This window comes from Candidatus Thalassolituus haligoni, from assembly GCF_041222825.1.
Lineage (GTDB): Bacteria > Pseudomonadota > Gammaproteobacteria > Pseudomonadales > Oceanobacteraceae > Oceanobacter > Oceanobacter antarcticus.
The window spans coordinates 2,479,802-2,496,157 of record NZ_CP139482.1; the positions used below are offsets into that span (position 1 = coordinate 2,479,802).

Below are 16,356 nucleotides of genomic sequence, written 5' to 3' on the forward strand. Positions count from 1 at the left end.
CGATACGGAAGGCCTCTTTACTGAATAAAACGGTTTGTCACTCCACAGCAACAACCGAAGCAGCGCGCTGGAGTGTGTGGCTATTTCTTACATCTTTGAGTACATCTTTGAGTACATGCTTGAGGGTCACATGGTGTGGGTAAGACGGTCAGACTTCATGGCACCGGCAAGATGAGTTTCGATACGATCCCGTGCCATGGTGTTATCACCGGTAAACTGCACGCCGATGCCTGCCGTTTTGTTGCCCTGGGCACCGGGAGGCGTAATCCAGACGACTTTGCCAGCAACCGGCAGTTTTTCCGGGTCATCCATCAGCTTTAACAGCAAAAACACTTCGTCACCGAGCTTGTAAGTGCGATTGGTTGGAATAAACAGGCCGCCATCTTTGAGAAACGGCATGTAGGCACCGTACAGTACGGCCTTGTCCTTGATGGTCAACGTCAGAATACCGCTACGCCCCATATTGGCCATCAGTGTCTCCCTGGTTCGGTCACGAGTGTCTGCCACTCGATCATCAGTGATTCCAGCAACAGCTGGCGATTAAAAAAACTGGCTCCGGACTGTAATTGCCCTAACGCCTTGTTGATTCGGTCGTGCAAGGCTATCAGTTTTGCCGGTTGCAGAGTAGCGGCGTCAAAACAGCCCAGCACCTCAGGTTCCAGCAATTGCGTGGTGTCGGCTCCCATATGGGCACGCATCAGATCGGCCGTTAGCTGGCCAAGCCAGGCCAGTACGTCGGCGAGTTCGTCGTTTTTCCAGATCGTCACCATGGCATCGAGCGGCAGTGCGCCGTTTGACCACTGCTGCAACTGCTGTAGCCAGGTTTGATGTTGTTCATGCCGCTGCTGCTGTACCCATTGCAGCGCTGCAATCGGTGCCATCTGGTTCATTCGCAAGGCCTGCGCTGCCGCTGCCGGATCACAACCGTTGGCCAGCATCCAGTCGATGGCCTGCTGATGCGGTGGTGTCGCCAACGCCAGACGCTGGCAACGGCTGCGAATGGTCGGCATCACGGAACCGAGGCGCTCGGTTTCGAGTAGCAAAAAACTCTCCCCCGGCGGTTCTTCCAGGGTTTTGAGCAAGGCGTTGGCGGCATTGGCGTTAAGTACTTCAACCGGGTGCAGATTAACCACCTGGCAAGCGCTGATTTGTGGCGTCTGCATCAGAAACTCGTTGAGCTTGCGGACGCCATCGATACGGATCTGCCGACTGCCGTCTTCCGGTTTGCATTCCATGAAGTCTGGATGGTTGCCAGCTTGCCACAAACGACAACTGTGGCATTCACCGCAGGCAACACCGGCTTGTTGTTCTATCCGGCGAGTGCAAAGCAACCAGCGTGCGGTCTGTAGCGCCAGCGCGTGTTTGCCAATTCCCCGGACACCGGTAAACATCAGCGCATGGGGCAACCCCTGCTGTTGATGGCGCTTGATCAGGTCATTCCAGAGTCCGGATTGCCAAGGGTAAACATGCGTCCAGTGAGAGTCGCTCATGGGGCTCTCAGCAGGTTGAGCCGAATCGCCAGTTCGGCCTGAATATCATCCAGTGTCTGGGTGGCATCCAGGGTAACAAAGCGAGAATGCGTCGCCGCCAATGTCTGAAATCCGTCTCTCACCCGTTCAAAAAATGCCAGCTGTTCGATTTCAAAACGATCGGTCGCCTCTCCCGTGGCGACCGACCGACCATGGGCACGCGCCATACCGACTTCAATCGGGGCGTCGAGCAACAGGGTGCAGTCTGGTTCCAGTGTTCCCTGGACGAGGGTTTTGAGGGTTTCGATGCTGCTCAGATCCAGCCCCCGGCCAAAACCCTGGTAGGCAATGGTGGAGTCGGTAAAACGATCACACAGCACCCAGGTGCCCTGGGACAAGGCCGGTAAAATAACCGCTTCGAGGTGTTGGGCACGGGCCGCAAACATCAGTAACAGCTCCGCCATCGGCACCATGGGTTCGGCGTGATGCGCCTTCAGCAGCTTGTTACGAATCAGTTCGGCGATAGGCGTACCACCAGGCTCCCGCGTCACAATGACGTCGATGTTTTGTGCCGTGAGCCAATCGGCGCACCAGTGAATATTGGTGGATTTACCGACTCCCTCGCCGCCTTCAAAGGTAATGAATTTGCCACGCGGGTTCGATGTCATGGTTGTGCTCCTGCTGCTGGCAGTTCCGGAGGTGATGACGGAACAGGTTCCGGTGTAGACCGGTAATCGGCCTTGCGGTTGCGTATCTGGTACTGGAGAACCGCCTTGTTGTGCTGTTCAAAGGTGGCAGAAAATACGTGCGAGCCATCACCACGGGCAACAAAAAACAGACTCTCCCCGTCTGCTGGATGCAGCGCGGCCTCCAGCGCCTGACGTCCGGCCAGGGCGATCGGCGTCGGCGGCAAGCCACGATTGCGATAGGTGTTGTAGGGGTTGCTGCGATCGAGCAGATGGCGTTTGCGCAGGTTACCGGCAAAGTCGTCACCGAGGCCGTAAATCACCGTCGGATCGGTTTCCAGCCGCATACCTTGCTGCAGGCGGCGTACAAATACCCCTGCAATTTGGGGCCGCTCTGCTGCCACGGCAGTTTCCTTTTCGACAATGGAGGCCATCACCAGCGCTTGGTACGGCGTGCTGTACGGCAGGTCTTTGGCGCGCTGACGCCAGGCGTCTTGCAGCTGGCTTTGCATACGCTGGTAGGCCTGGATGATCACAGAGGAGGCCAAAGCGCCACTCGGATACACATAAGTGTCGGGATACAGCCAGCCTTCCGGGTTGCCGTCGATGCCAAGCAAACGTCCGACCTGTTCCGGGTTAAGCGGTTGGATATCTTGTTTCAGCTGCTGTGCGCTGGCGATGTTTTTTAGTGCCTCTGCCAGCCGTGTGCCTTCAATCAGGCGAACGCGGTAGGTGACCGCCTCAGCGGTTTCGAGCCAGGCGAGTAATTCAGGGCCAGTCAGCTGCGGCGGTACGTCATACTCCCCGGCGCGCAGGTGCTGCTTTTTTAATAAGCGGGCCTGTATGCGCAGCAGCAGTGCCGATGGCAACCAGCCATCCGCTTCCCATTGCCGGGCTTTGCCAGTCAGGGTATCGCCAGGATTGATCTGAATACGTACAGCACTGTCATTGCTGGCCGGTAACGTCCAGATCGCCAACCCCAATGCCAGCAGCAAAACGGGCAAGGTGGCGATCAACGCCAATAATTTTTTCAAAAAAGACTCTCCAGCCTGGACTGCAACGCCTTCATGGCATCCAGTGTTTCATGGTTCGGGGAATATTCTACATTATCCAGACGGACAATCGGCACGATGCCCATCAGGCTGTTACTCAGAACCAACGCGTCAGCCTGTTTGATATCGTCCAGCGACAAGCGGGCTTCTGTTACGACCAGCTGTTGGCGCAGCCATTGACGAATCACGCCATTGACGCCCGCAGCATCCAGCATCGGCGTCAGCCACTGCCCCGCCTTGCAGACCAACAGGTTGGAGTAACAGCCTTCGATGACATCCCCCTGTTCGTCCAGCATCAGGCTTTCATCCCAACCTGGTTGAAACTCGGCCCTTGCCAGTACCTGCTCAAGCCGGTTCAGGTGTTTTAATCCGGCGAGCCGTGGCTGTCTGCCCAGGCGAACCTCGTTTACGCCAACGGTTAAACCGGAACATCCCATTGGCAACGCTGACCAGCGCCAGCGGGGCGCATCAAACAAGTGTAGCTGAATGCTGATCTGAACCGGATCAGGAGATTGATAGCCTCGCGGCCCAGCCCCACGGGTAACGAGCAATTTGGCGGCGGAATACTGATCCAGTGACGCAGAGAGAGGCACGTCATCAAGCGCCAGCAAGACATCGGCCATGGTTGTCGGCGGGAAACACAGGGCGCTGATACCGCTCTGCAGCCGAGCCTGATGCAACGACCATAACGGTACACGTCCGCCAGACAGGCGCATGGTTTCAAACAGGCCATCGCCATACTGCAGGCCACGGTCAGTGGCAGGTAAATAGTCCTGCCACTGACCGGCCACTCGACAAAGTACGGTCACCCGTCTCAGCCGTTAAAACGTGAGAACAGCAAGCTACCGTTGGTGCCACCAAAGCCGAAGGAATTGGACAGTGCAATCGACACATCCGCCTTGCGAGCAATGTGCGGCACGTAATCCAGATCACAGCCGTCATCCGGGTGGTCGAGGTTGATCGTCGGCGGAATGATGCCATCCTGAATCGCCAGCACGGTGAACATGGCTTCGATTGCTCCGGCTGCGCCCAGTAAGTGGCCGGTCATGGATTTGGTCGAAGACACCGCCAGCTTGTAGGCATGGTCACCAAACAGTTTCTTGATGGCGTTGGTTTCGGCAATATCGCCCACTTGTGTAGAAGTACCGTGAGCATTGATGTAATCCACCTGCTCCGGCGTCACACCTCCATCTTTCAGCGCATTGGTCATGGCCGCACAAGCGCCGGAACCATCTGCGGGAGGGCTGGTAACGTGATAGGCGTCATCACTCATCCCCAAACCGATCAGTTCGGCATAGATACGCGCGCCGCGAGCCTGGGCATGTTCCAGCGATTCCAGCACCAGAATAGCGGCACCATCGCTCAGGACAAAACCATCACGATCCTTGTCCCATGGGCGACTGGCTTTTTCTGGCTCATCATTACGGGTGCTCATGGCTCTTGCCGCAGCAAAACCGGCCATTCCCAGCGGTGAAGATGAACCTTCCGTCCCCCCTGCCAGCATCAGATCAGCGTCACCATACGCAATGGTACGAGCCGCATAACCGATATTGTGAGTACCCGTAGTGCAGGCAGTGGTAATGGCGAAGTTGGGGCCTTTCAGGCCATGCCGAATGGCAATATTGCCCGACGCCATATTGATCACGGCTGCCGGCACCAGAAAAGGGGATACCCGGCGAGGGCCACTCTTAACCAGCTGCTGATAATTCTGTTCAATGGTATTCAGACCACCGATACCTGAGCCTACGGCAACTCCGAAGCGGTTGAAGTCAATATCATCAGGGAATCCGGCATCCTGCATTGCCTGCTCTGCTGCAACCATGGCGTATTGCAAAAATGGATCGAGCTTGCGTGCTTCTTTGGCCGACATAACACTGGTTATGTCGAAATTTTTCACTGCTCCAACAATTCGGGTCGAATAGCTGCTGGCATCAAAATGCGTTACCGGCCCGATGCCGGATTTGCCCTGACACACTGCCTGCCAGGTTGTCGCCACGTCCAGACCCATTGGGTTAACAGTTCCCAGGCCCGTTACCACTACGCGTCGTTTCGTCATCACTGTATTGGTTTCCCCGTCTCAGACACAAAAAAAGCCGCGTCCGAAGAGGCGGCTTTCAGACGTCGCGATTATTACAGATTCGCAACGATGTAGTCGATTGCTTCCTGAACGGTAGTCAGCTTCTCGGCATCTTCGTCTGGAATTTCTGTTTCGAATTCTTCTTCCAGAGCCATTACCAGCTCAACAGTGTCCAGAGAGTCTGCACCCAGATCATCTACGAAAGAAGAAGCCGCTTTCACTTCGTCTTCTTTAACGCCCAGCTGTTCGCAGACGATTTTTTTTACGCGTTCTTCGATATTGCTCATGGTTTTTCCTACCGTTTCAGTGTTTCGAAGGTCAGTGCGACCTTAACCCATATTCATACCGCCATTCACATGAATGGTCTGGCCTGTAATGTATTTCGCTTCGTCACTGGCCAAAAAGGCAACAGCACTGGCAATCTCGTCTGGCCGCCCCAAGCGCTTGCTCGGAATGGACGACAGGATGGCTTCTTTTTGGGCTTCAGGCAAGACGTCCGTCATGTCTGTTTTGATAAAGCCCGGTGCAACACAGTTAACCGTAATGTTGCGGCTGGCCACTTCCTGTGCCAGTGAACGGGTAAAGCCTTCCAGACCGGCCTTGGCCGCTGCGTAGTTAGCCTGACCCGCATTACCGGTAGTACCGATAATGGAGCTTACATTGATAATCGCACCGGCTTTCACCTTGATCATCGGTTTGACCAGCGCCTTGCAAACACGGAACACGCCGGTCAGGTTGGTGTTGATCACTGCATTCCACTCGTCGTCGCTCATGCGCAAGAACAGATTATCACGGGTAATACCGGCGTTATTAACCAATACTGCCGGTGTACCATGCTCTGCCACCAGTGCCTTCAAGGCGGTACTGGTTTGCTCGGCATCAGAGATATTCAGCACAATCGCGTCATTATCCTCATCAATAGCCTGCAGCGCCTCACGAATCGCAACCGCACCCGATTCGCTGGTCGCCGTACCAATTACCTTGTATCCCTTGTCTGCCAGGCTTTCTGCCACCGCTCGCCCAATACCTCGGGAAGCGCCAGTGACCAGTGCCAGTGCTTTATCTGTCATGCTTGTTGTCCTTGAATCATGGCCATGACCGCCTGGGCGCTGGCAAGATCGCCGGTGCCATAGGTAGCCAAGGTTTTATCAATACGTTTATTCAGACCCGCCAATACCTTGCCTGGGCCAAATTCGATGGCCACATCGGCCTTACTGCGAACGGCCGCAACCGCCCCGGTCCAGTTAACCGGACTGTACAGCTGGCCCAGCAGTTTTTCCTGGACTTCAGCCAAGGGGGCTGGCGCGTTATCCACATTGTGGTATACCGGAAACTCAGCAGCCCGCCATTGAACAGCAGCCAGAGCATCCTTGAATTCTTCCGCTGCAGCACGCATCAAACTGGAATGAAACGGCCCGCTCACTGCCAGCGGTAAAGCACGCTTGGCACCTGCAGCCTTGGCCAGTTCGATGGCTTTTTCAATACCCGCCATCGCACCGGCGATAACAATTTGACCTGGCGCATTAAAGTTGGCCGGTTCGACAACACCTGCAGCACTGGCATCGTCGCAGACCTGGCGCATCGTCGCTTCGTCAAGTCCGAGAATCGCAGCCATGCCGCCCTGACCAGCAGGCACCGCCTGCTCCATCAGTTGCCCACGCTGGCGCACCAGGCGTACAGCATCAACAAAATCAATGCTATCCGCAGCCACCAGAGCTGAATACTCACCCAGTGAATGACCCGCTGCGGCAACAATCTGCAACGCCGGACAATGGGCCTGGATCAGACGTAATATTGCAACACTTGAGGTGAGTAAAACAGGCTGGGCGTTGTAGGTAAGATTCAGTGTTTCTGCCGGGCCATCCTGGATCAAAGCCCAAAGATCCATACCAACGGCTTCTGACGCTTGCGCAAAAGTTTCGCCAATCAGACTGTACTCTGCGGCCAGATCGGCCAGCATGCCCACTTGCTGAGCACCCTGACCAGGGAAAATTGCGATTACTTCTGTCATCTGTTCAATCACCAAGTCGGTTGGCTGTTGTTGCGGTAACGAATGTCTGTTTATACCAGTTGGAAACTGCATTCGGACTTGAACCAGAGCACAGGATAAAAACTCGACACCGTGCCCGCAACCCGAAAGCGGCGCCATAGTAGGATTGTCACTCGCTCCAGTAAACACCCAATCGGCACAATTTTAATGAATTTGTTTCAGGCAATCGCCTTTTGCATGGGTAAAATCTGCCGAATCAGTGCTTCTCGGTCATGATTTCTTGCCTGTTCAACCAAATATCCCATGGCGAATTCATAAGTCGATACATCCGATTTGCCATGAGTTTTCACCACCACACCGTCAATACCCAGCAACATGGCTCCACCATGACGGGCCGGAGCAATCCGTTTGTGAATACGCTTGAATGCCTGCCGCAACAAAGGCGATACCAAGCGTAAAACCCAATGCTGCTTCAATTCTTCTGTCACCATCTGGGTTAACCATTCCGTCAGACCTTCACTGGTTTTCAACGCAATATTGCCAGTGAATCCATCACAGACCATCACATCCAAATCACCACGGTAGAGGTCATCCCCTTCATAAAAACCGGCGTAATTATCGGGCAACAAACAGCTGAGTATGGCGTCAGCAGCACGAATATCTTCAGTCCCTTTACCAGATTCATGACCCACATTGAGCAGCCCGACTCCAGGCTTGGTGATATTCATTGAGTGACACCAGGCAACACCCAGTACAGCAAACTGCACCAGTTGCGCCGACGTTGCACCAAGAGAAGCCCCAAGATCCAGCAATAGCAGCGGTTTGCCACGGGTGGGTATCTGAGTGGCCAGCGCGGGACGGTCGATTCCAGGCAGGACACCGAGTAATCGGCGAGAAAGAATCATCAATGCGCCGGTACTTCCGACCGACAGAACACCCTGCGCTTCACCGTCACGATAGGCGCACAAGGCCATCACCATGGATGAAGACTGGCGTTTCTTGAGTACTACAGAGGGTTTTTCATCGGCGGCGATACTGGTACCGCAGCCTACAATTCTGACACGGTCAGAAAAATCTGCTGTATTGCGGCTTGCTTCTTCAACCCAGCCTTGCTCAACGAAGAGCAATACTGCAACCTGTCGATGCTTGCCAAGCAGATTTTTGCAGCCACAGAACGCAGCGCGGGGACCTAAGTCCCCGCCCATGGCATCTACCGCAATGGTCAACATCTTAGCTGTTGCCAGTCTCCACGACTTTTTTGCCACGGTAGAAACCGTCTGCAGTCACATGGTGACGACGGTGAATTTCACCGGTAGTTGGATCAGTGGACAGTGCTACTGAAGCAGTATCCAGGGCATCGTGTGAACGACGCATTCCACGCTTGGATCGAGTTACTTTGTTTTGCTGAACAGCCATGATTGGCTCCTACACTATTTCTGTTTGAGCTGTGCCAAAACGTCAAACGGGTTGGGCCGCTTTTCGTTACTGATTATGTCTTCAGGCTCGGGCTGCTGAATCTGGCATTCAGACTCAGGATGGGTCGGGAACGCAGGCAGCGCTAACAGCACTTCGTCCTCCAACACCGACCATAAGTCGATCACACCATTTTCGTCCATCTCCACTGGCTCCAGACGTTTCGGCAAATTTCTGGCCTGCTCGTCATTAAAAACCAAACCCAGTGAAAACTGGCTACCAACCGCTATCTCCACACTTCCCAAGCAACGCTGGCAAGTCATGGCGACACGAGTAGAACAACTACCCACAATCATACGAAAACGTTCAGCATCTTTTTCGAAAGAAACAATGCAGTCGACCGGTGCCAGGCACTGATCTACGGCTTCGTTCAGACGAGGAAGATCGGAACTGTTGATTGCCGCCCTAAGTTGCTGATTATGTTCAACAAGTTTGGTCGCATCAACCCGGTGGGGTATTTGTGCCTCTGCCATAGTGCGCGAGATAATAGGTATCTCGCCTCCTGTTGTCAAAATTATTTAACCGCCAACGCTTGGATCAACGCAGCGTAATGCCCTGATCCAGAAAAACACTGGATATACCGTGACCCATACTGGCACCCAGGCGCCCGACCAATTCTTCAAACCGGTTGGGACGCAGGGTGAAATTCACCAGTGTTTCGGTATCCAGCTTGTCCCGCGCCAACTGGCTGGTAGAAGACAGACCATCAATCAGCCCCATATCCAGTGCCTGTTCACCAGACCAGATCAACCCACTGAACATATCCGGTGTTTCTTTCAGCCGATCACCTCGCCCATTCCGAACCTGTTCAATAAATTGCTTATGGGTCACCGCCAGAACACTTTCCCAAAACTCACGTTCATCTTCACGCTCGGGCAGGAACGGATCAAGAAATCCCTTGTGCTCTCCTGACGTATAGCTTCTGCGCTCAACACCGAATTTATCCATTACTCCGACAAAACCGAAACCAGACCCAACCACTCCGATCGATCCGACCAGACTGGCCTTGTCGGCATAAATTTCATCAGCCGCTGCTGCAATGTAATAAGCACCGGAAGCCCCGAGATCAACAATCACGGCATACACCGGAAAATCAGCACGAGTCGCTTTGAGTCGTTTGATTTCATCGTAGACATAACCGGCCTGCACCGGACTGCCACCCGGCGAGTTGATCCGCAAGATCAGCCCAAGCGCATCAGGGTCATCAAACGCATTACGGATAGCGGTAATCAAGGCATCGGCATTCGCTTCCTTGTCGGCAGCAATAGCACCCGTCACCTCAACGACGGCAGCAAACTGGCCACCATCCGCAGACCCCGCCGCATCCTCTAACGGCATGCGGAACATCCACAGCAACAGAAACAGGTAACTGAAGGTCAGCACCCGGAAAAATATGCCCCAACGACGCGAGCGACGCTGCTCTTTCTGCAGATCCATCACCAGCTTTTCAATCAACTTCCATTCTTTACTGCTGTCTTCGGGACGATTCATGCCTTTGGTTCCAGTTTATCCAGTAATAACTTACAGGGTGCATCTAAAATGTAACAAGCAATGAAAGGACAAGGCAATAATCGACGAAAAAGCGCAATTCATGAATAATAAATGAGCATTTTTAGTCGATTTTTAACGCCGTCATATCGAGCGTAGTCATTTATAGATGTGCCCTACAGGGCCTGCGCTATCCAGACATCGAGTTCAGCAATGCTATGACACATCGCCAGTGGCCGACAACCCAGCAAGGCCAGCTCATCATGAGCTCCGTGACTCATTGCCACGCCCGCCACGCCCGCCGCATTGGCCATATCCAGATCATACGTGGTGTCACCCACCATCAACGCCCGCGATGCTGGAATTCTTAATTGCGTCAGCAACTCTTGCAGCATCAACGGATCTGGCTTGGAACGGGATTCATCAGCACAGCGTGTCGCGGCAAACCGGTGCCGCAGGGTGAGATCATCGAGAATCCGATCCAGTCCCCGACGACTCTTGCCCGTCGCGACAGCAAGTAGCACCCCCCGCTCCTGCAACCGGGCCAGCATCGCTTCTGCCCCGGCAAACAACCCCATCGGTACCGGGCTGTCGGAAACAAAATGGCGGGCGTAACCTTCTTTCATCGCCGCCATTTGTTCTTCATCGATCGCTGGCCAGAGCGTTTCCACCGCCTCAGGCAAGCCAAGGCCGATAATATTTTGTACCTGGGCATCCGTTACCAGCGGCAAGCCAACAATCCTGCCCGCCCGCTGCATACTGTCGACAATCCGACCGGTAGAATCCGCCAGGGTGCCGTCCCAGTCAAAAATAATAAGGTCAAAACCCATAGTTGCAGCCTTCCTTTATAAGTAGCCGCTCAAAGTCTGCATTCGGAGGGGCCGTCAAAGACAAGGACTCCCCGCTCAATGGGTGACGAAACTCCAACCGCAAGGCGTGCAAAAACAGCCGACGTATACCATGCTGCTGGTCTATCGCCACTTGCGCCCTGTCTCGATATTTCTCGTCGCCGGCAATGGCGTAGCCTTGAAACTGGCAATGCACCCGAATCTGGTGGGTTCGACCGGTCACTGGCTCCGCTTCCAACAATGAATAGTGCGGGCCGCTCGACAATAGCCGATAGCGGGTATGACAGGTCTTGCCCTCGGCATCGACCAGCATAATACGCTCACCCGACTGTCGTTCGGACTTCTTCAGTGGTGCCTTGACCTCAGTCACCGCCTGCGGCCAATGGCCATGCACCAAAGCAAGATAACGTTTGCGTATGCCAACTTTATTAACCAGCATTTTTTGCAACGCCACCAGCGCTGAGCGTTTGCGCGCGACCAGAATAATGCCAGAGGTGTCTCGGTCGAGCCGGTGCACCAGTTCAAGAAAGCTGTGATCAGGATACAATTGTCGCAGCGCTTCGATTAAACCCAAATTAACACCACTGCCGCCATGAACAGCCAGCCCGTGAGGTTTATTAATGGCAATCAAGGCATCGTCTTCATAAACAATCGCCTTTTTAAGACCTGCCAGCAACTCTGCCGAAGCGTGTCCTACCGCCTGCTCCTGTGGCAATCGCACTGGCGGGATACGCACCAGGTCACCGGTAGAGACACGCGAATCGGCCTTTACTCGCCCTTTGTTTATCCGCACTTCGCCTTTGCGAATAATGCGATACACCATCGCTTTGGGCACCCTCCCTAATACCGACAACAAAAAGTTATCGACACGCTGGCCGTCGTTATCAGCCGTCACTTCCAGTAACGACACCTTGGTGGTATCTATTTCAAACTTTGCCATATATTCAGGATAACCACCGACGCTTTTGCTGCTACAGCCGTCGGATTTGAAGAGAATTGGGAGCTGCATTGCAGCTGTAAGAAATCTAATACTTTGCTGACGTCAAACTTTGTTGCTATATTTCAGCGGCATTCGGGTCTTACACAAACATTTTGACCGATGCAAGTATCGCCAACATCAAAAGCGGCGAGTATAGAAGAAGAAGAGTCAGCAACAAAACTCTTCGCAAGATTTAACACGGCAGGCTTGCCAGCATAACAGGTCGTACAAACGAGAGTCGGACTTGACGGGTCAGTGAGATAGCGGAAGGCAATTTGCTTCAGCCCCGGCCACAAGAGTCCCCGGACACACAAAACGTCCGCCAAACCTTGCTTTGCATGATCAACCATGTTGGCGCCGCCCGGTGAGATAAACCACGCAGCGACCTGCTGGCAATCTCGCATTATCAAATTATGGATCGTGTTGCCGATACCAGACCAGAAACCGGTCTGGGCAACACTCTGAAGCAAGCCACCTCCCGCAGCGCTAATACCTCTGCCGCAGTGTGCCAAGCGTCCAGAGTGAATAACAGACAGCAACCTGACGTGTCGGAGCCTGAACAAAGGCACCTATGCATACAACCTGAAACCGTCCGTGCATTCCTATGTACGGCGCTGGCAGGCTGAGGCAAAGCACCCATAAACATTTTGGTACTGGCCAATCGGATTAACGGTTGGAATTGCCACCAGAGTACGTTGCCCTACTGAGCAATTTGTACTGCATGAAAAGAATGCTGATTAACGCGACTCAACCTGAAGAGTTGCGCGTAGCCCTGGTAGACGGCCAAAAACTCTACGACCTGGATATTGAATCCGGTGCCCGCGAACAGAAGAAGTCAAACATCTACAAAGGCAGGATTACCCGTATCGAGCCCAGTCTTGAAGCGGCGTTTGTAGATTTTGGTGCCGAGCGCCATGGCTTTCTGCCGCTGAAAGAAATTTCCAGGGAATACTTTGCCCGCGATCCTGGCCCTGGCCGCATCAACATCAAGGATGTGCTGCGTGAAGGTCAGGAAATCATTGTCCAGGTCGACAAGGAAGAACGCGGCAACAAAGGCGCAGCTCTGACCACCCAGGTCAGCCTGGCAGGGCGCTATCTGGTGCTGATGCCCAACAACCCCCGTGCCGGTGGCATTTCTCGTCGTATCGAAGGTGACGAACGCACCGAGCTGCGCGAAGCCATGAAAGACGTCACCGTTCCCGACAAAATGGGCGTTATCGTCCGTACGGCAGGTATTGGCCGCAGTGGCCAGGAACTGCAATGGGATCTCGACTACCTGGTGCAACTGTGGGATGCCATTCAACGCGCCTATGGCGACGTCAAGGCGCCGGCCCTGCTGCTGCAGGAAAGTAACGTCATTATCCGGGCAATTCGCGACTACCTGCGCCAGGACGTCGGTGAAGTACTGATCGACACCGATGCCGCCTACGACGAAGCCCTGGGTTTTGTGCAGCAGGTAATGCCGCACTACCAGAACAAGTTCAAGCGCTACAACGACAGCGTGCCCCTGTTCAATCGTTACCAAATCGAAACCCAGATCGAAAGTGCCTTCCAGCGCGAAGTCAAACTGCCGGCTGGCGGTTCGATTGTGATCGATCCGACCGAAGCGCTGGTGTCGATCGACATCAACTCCTCACGTGCCACCAAAGGCACCGACATTGAAGACACTGCCTTCAATACCAACCTGGAAGCGGCCGATGAAATCGCCCGTCAGCTGCGCCTGCGTGACATGGGCGGCCTGGTCGTTATCGACTTTATTGACATGCTTTCCAACAAGCATCAGCGTGAAGTCGAAACCCGCCTGAAAAAAGCCCTTGAAATGGATCGCGCCCGCGTACAAGTTGGCCGCATTTCCCGTTTTGGACTGATGGAAATGTCTCGTCAGCGCCTGCGGCCCTCACTGGAAGAAACCAGTGGTCACGTTTGCCCGCGCTGTAATGGCACGGGTGTCATCCGTGATATCCAGTCCACCGGACTGTCGATTCTGCGCCTGATTGAAGAAGAAGCCGCCAAGGAAAACACCGGTCAGGTACGCGCCATTGTTCCCGTATCCGTCGCCAGCTTCCTGCTGAACGAAAAACGCAAGCTGATTGACGCCATCGAAAGCCGTCACGGCAACCGCGTAGTGGTATTGCCAAATCCGAACATGGACACCCCTCACTTCGAAGTGCTGCGCTTGCGTCCAGACGACACCCTGGTGGGTGAAGTCTCCTACGAGCACCGCTTTGACGAAGTAGAGCCAGAGTACGGCATCGATACCAACATCAAAGAAACCGCCAAAACCCAGCAGGCAGCCGTCAAGGGCGTCAGCCATGCCAAGCCGGTCGAAGCCACAGAAGCACCAGAACCGGTAACAGCAGTAGCAGCTCCAGTAGCGACAGCGACTGCCACCGCAAGCAACCCTGGCATGATAGAAAAAGTAGCTTCATTTCTCTCCGGCCTGTTTGGCGGCGACACCAGCACCGAGACCCCAACCGCCAAGCCGGTCGTCACCACGACGCCAACAGCCAGTGGCAGTAGCAGTAGCAACACTCGTCGTCGCACAGAATCGTCCCGTAACGACGAGCGTTCCGATAACAATGGTCGCCGCCGTCGCAACAATACAGCTGGCAACACCAACAGCGGCGACTCCCGGACAGATACGGACAAGCCACGCAGCAACCGTAACGATGAGCGCAACAGCCGCCCTCGCCGTGAAGAGCGTCAGACCGACACTACCGATAACACCGACGGCGAACAGCAAAACCGGGAAGTGAACCGCAGTCGCAGTCGTAATCGTCGCCGTGAGCGCCCTGAAGATGTGGCGGATGATACGGTTAGCGCCGACAAGGTGAGCACCGAAACCACCAGCGACAACCAGGAAGTTTCTGACAATACGACGGACAACTCCTCGTCAAACAACCGTCGTCGTCCACGTCGTGATCGTAGCCGTGGTGGCAACAGCGAGTTCCGCCGCGAAACCCCGAAACCCGGTGCCGAAGAAGGTGAAAACCAGCCTGTCGCAGCAACCAGACGAAATGCCGATACAGCGAGCACGACAACCGACAATTCTGCCAGCGAGACCAGCAGTGAAGACAAATCACCGCGTCGTTCACGTCGTCGTCGTCGCAGCCGCAACGAAGACCGTCCAGTGGCAGACACGGCTACGGAAGTTGTTGCTGAAACCGCAACTGAAATCGTGGCTGAAGAAGTCGCTACAGCTGAAGCGACTGAAACGACGGCTACTGAAACAGTAACCGCTAGTGACAACACCACTCCAGAGAGCAGCACCGAGACGGTTGTAGCGGAAACAAAAATCGACGACAGCAACACGCCTGAAACCACTGAGGAATCAGTGACAGTTGCCGTTGCCGACGAAACCGTAGCAAAAGCGGAAACAGCCCAAGCACCGGAAGAAGCAGAGGCGACTGAAGAAAATCGCCCCCGTCGTCGTCGTCGTGGACGCAGTCGCTCCAATCGTGACGAGCAGACCGAATCCGCCGCTCCGGAAGCAACGGTCACGCAAGAAACGCCTGACACCGAAGCCAACGTTGGGGTAAACGCGGAGGCTGAGGTAGAAGTTGCGGTAGAAGTTGCGAATAAGGCAACGGCAGAAGACAGCTCGCCTGCAACTGACACTCTGGCAGTCGAAACTCCTGACGAAACGACGGCAGCAACAGATGCATCTACCACTGTCGCAGAAACAATAGCAGAAACTGTCGCAGAAACGGTCGTTGTGCCAACGGAAGTCATCACGGCAGCAGTGGCAGCAACATCAGCAGCAGAAGTCATTGAGACGACTGAAATTGTAGCAAACGTTGAAACGGTCACAGTGACTGAAGCCACGGAGCCAACAACCGCTACCGATGCAGTTGAAACCGAAACAGCAGCTGCAGCAACGGAAGAGCAAACAGCATCCAATCGCCGTCGCCGTAATCGTCGTCCAAATTACCGGGCACCAAACGACCCTCGCAACCACGCTAATGCTGAACCGCAAGCAGTAACGGAACAACAATCCCTGGCGCTGGACACAGCCGTACCAATGGAAGCGGAACAGGCGACGGCTGAAACCCCCACTCCGGCGGATGATACAACCAGTGATGCAACCAAGGTTAAAGCACCGGCCACTGCAGAAACCGTACAGGCTGATACGGAAGTAGCGGTGCATGAAGCCGATAACGAAGTAACACCAGAGGCAACTGCAACCAGCCACAACCAGGCCGACTCAGGCACCTCTGGCCCTGAAGAAGCTGACAAGGAAACAACCGCAGACCAGAAAACGCCATCCTGATGCCCTGCGGCATGTCAGGCTCCC

At 54.5% G+C, this 16,356-nt stretch carries 17 protein-coding genes; 1 reads left to right on the forward strand and 16 read right to left on the reverse strand.

The window, feature by feature from the left end:
* Positions 1 to 126 precede the first annotated feature (126 nt).
* The 16 genes from SOJ49_RS11065 to SOJ49_RS11140 all read right to left on the reverse strand — a co-directional run bounded on the left by SOJ49_RS11065 (position 127) and on the right by SOJ49_RS11140 (position 12,532).
* Complete coding sequence (locus tag SOJ49_RS11065; protein ID WP_369854565.1) at positions 127 to 471, reverse strand: PilZ domain-containing protein; 345 nt, start codon at positions 469 to 471, stop codon at positions 127 to 129.
* Entirely contained in the window at positions 471 to 1,490 is a 1,020-nt protein-coding gene (gene holB, locus SOJ49_RS11070) for a DNA polymerase III subunit delta' (protein WP_369854566.1), read from the reverse strand. Before holB ends, SOJ49_RS11065 begins: the two co-directional genes overlap by 1 nt.
* Positions 1,487 to 2,137 (reverse strand): dTMP kinase, encoded by a 651-nt coding sequence (gene tmk / locus SOJ49_RS11075; protein ID WP_369854567.1) that lies wholly within the window; start codon positions 2,135 to 2,137, stop codon positions 1,487 to 1,489. The genes holB and tmk overlap by 4 nt, the downstream gene beginning before the upstream one ends.
* Positions 2,134 to 3,189 carry an endolytic transglycosylase MltG gene (gene mltG, locus SOJ49_RS11080; RefSeq protein ID WP_369854568.1) on the reverse strand — a complete coding sequence of 352 codons (1,056 nt, stop codon included), beginning with the start codon at positions 3,187 to 3,189 and terminating at the stop codon, positions 2,134 to 2,136. The genes tmk and mltG overlap by 4 nt, the downstream gene beginning before the upstream one ends.
* Complete coding sequence (pabC, locus tag SOJ49_RS11085) at positions 3,186 to 4,016, reverse strand: aminodeoxychorismate lyase (protein ID WP_369854569.1); 831 nt, start codon at positions 4,014 to 4,016, stop codon at positions 3,186 to 3,188. Before pabC ends, mltG begins: the two co-directional genes overlap by 4 nt.
* 5 nt (positions 4,017 to 4,021) lie before the next feature.
* Complete coding sequence (gene fabF / locus SOJ49_RS11090; RefSeq protein WP_369854570.1) at positions 4,022 to 5,263, reverse strand: beta-ketoacyl-ACP synthase II; 1,242 nt, start codon at positions 5,261 to 5,263, stop codon at positions 4,022 to 4,024.
* 74 nt (positions 5,264 to 5,337) lie between these two features.
* Positions 5,338 to 5,571, reverse strand: a complete 234-nt coding sequence (gene acpP / locus SOJ49_RS11095; protein ID WP_369854571.1) for an acyl carrier protein — start codon at positions 5,569 to 5,571, stop codon at positions 5,338 to 5,340.
* Positions 5,572 to 5,613: 42 nt separating this feature from the next.
* Positions 5,614 to 6,354, reverse strand: a complete 741-nt coding sequence (gene fabG / locus SOJ49_RS11100) for a 3-oxoacyl-ACP reductase FabG (RefSeq protein WP_369854572.1) — start codon at positions 6,352 to 6,354, stop codon at positions 5,614 to 5,616.
* Positions 6,351 to 7,295 (reverse strand): ACP S-malonyltransferase, encoded by a 945-nt coding sequence (fabD, locus tag SOJ49_RS11105; protein WP_369854573.1) that lies wholly within the window; start codon positions 7,293 to 7,295, stop codon positions 6,351 to 6,353. The genes fabG and fabD overlap by 4 nt, the downstream gene beginning before the upstream one ends.
* Before the next feature lie 197 nt (positions 7,296 to 7,492).
* Complete coding sequence (gene plsX, locus SOJ49_RS11110) at positions 7,493 to 8,503, reverse strand: phosphate acyltransferase PlsX (RefSeq protein ID WP_369854574.1); 1,011 nt, start codon at positions 8,501 to 8,503, stop codon at positions 7,493 to 7,495.
* A gap of 1 nt (position 8,504) precedes the next feature.
* The gene (gene rpmF, locus SOJ49_RS11115) at positions 8,505 to 8,690 is read right to left on the reverse strand and encodes a 50S ribosomal protein L32 (RefSeq protein ID WP_369854575.1); all 186 of its coding nucleotides are present in this window, start codon (positions 8,688 to 8,690) and stop codon (positions 8,505 to 8,507) included.
* 14 nt (positions 8,691 to 8,704) lie between these two features.
* Positions 8,705 to 9,259 (reverse strand): YceD family protein, encoded by a 555-nt coding sequence (locus tag SOJ49_RS11120; RefSeq protein WP_369854576.1) that lies wholly within the window; start codon positions 9,257 to 9,259, stop codon positions 8,705 to 8,707.
* Positions 9,260 to 9,284: 25 nt separating this feature from the next.
* Positions 9,285 to 10,238 (reverse strand): S49 family peptidase, encoded by a 954-nt coding sequence (locus SOJ49_RS11125; RefSeq protein ID WP_369854577.1) that lies wholly within the window; start codon positions 10,236 to 10,238, stop codon positions 9,285 to 9,287.
* 173 nt (positions 10,239 to 10,411) lie between these two features.
* A complete protein-coding gene (locus SOJ49_RS11130; protein ID WP_369854578.1) occupies positions 10,412 to 11,065 on the reverse strand; it encodes an HAD-IA family hydrolase in 654 nt (217 codons plus the stop codon).
* Positions 11,055 to 12,023 (reverse strand): RluA family pseudouridine synthase, encoded by a 969-nt coding sequence (locus SOJ49_RS11135; protein WP_369854579.1) that lies wholly within the window; start codon positions 12,021 to 12,023, stop codon positions 11,055 to 11,057. The genes SOJ49_RS11130 and SOJ49_RS11135 overlap by 11 nt, the downstream gene beginning before the upstream one ends.
* A 122-nt stretch (positions 12,024 to 12,145) precedes the next feature.
* A complete protein-coding gene (locus SOJ49_RS11140) occupies positions 12,146 to 12,532 on the reverse strand; it encodes a hypothetical protein (RefSeq protein WP_369854580.1) in 387 nt (128 codons plus the stop codon).
* A gap of 251 nt (positions 12,533 to 12,783) precedes the next feature.
* On the opposite strand from SOJ49_RS11140, the gene rne reads away from it, so the two are divergent.
* The gene (gene rne, locus SOJ49_RS11145) at positions 12,784 to 16,332 is read left to right on the forward strand and encodes a ribonuclease E (protein ID WP_369854581.1); all 3,549 of its coding nucleotides are present in this window, start codon (positions 12,784 to 12,786) and stop codon (positions 16,330 to 16,332) included.
* Positions 16,333 to 16,356 lie beyond the last annotated feature (24 nt).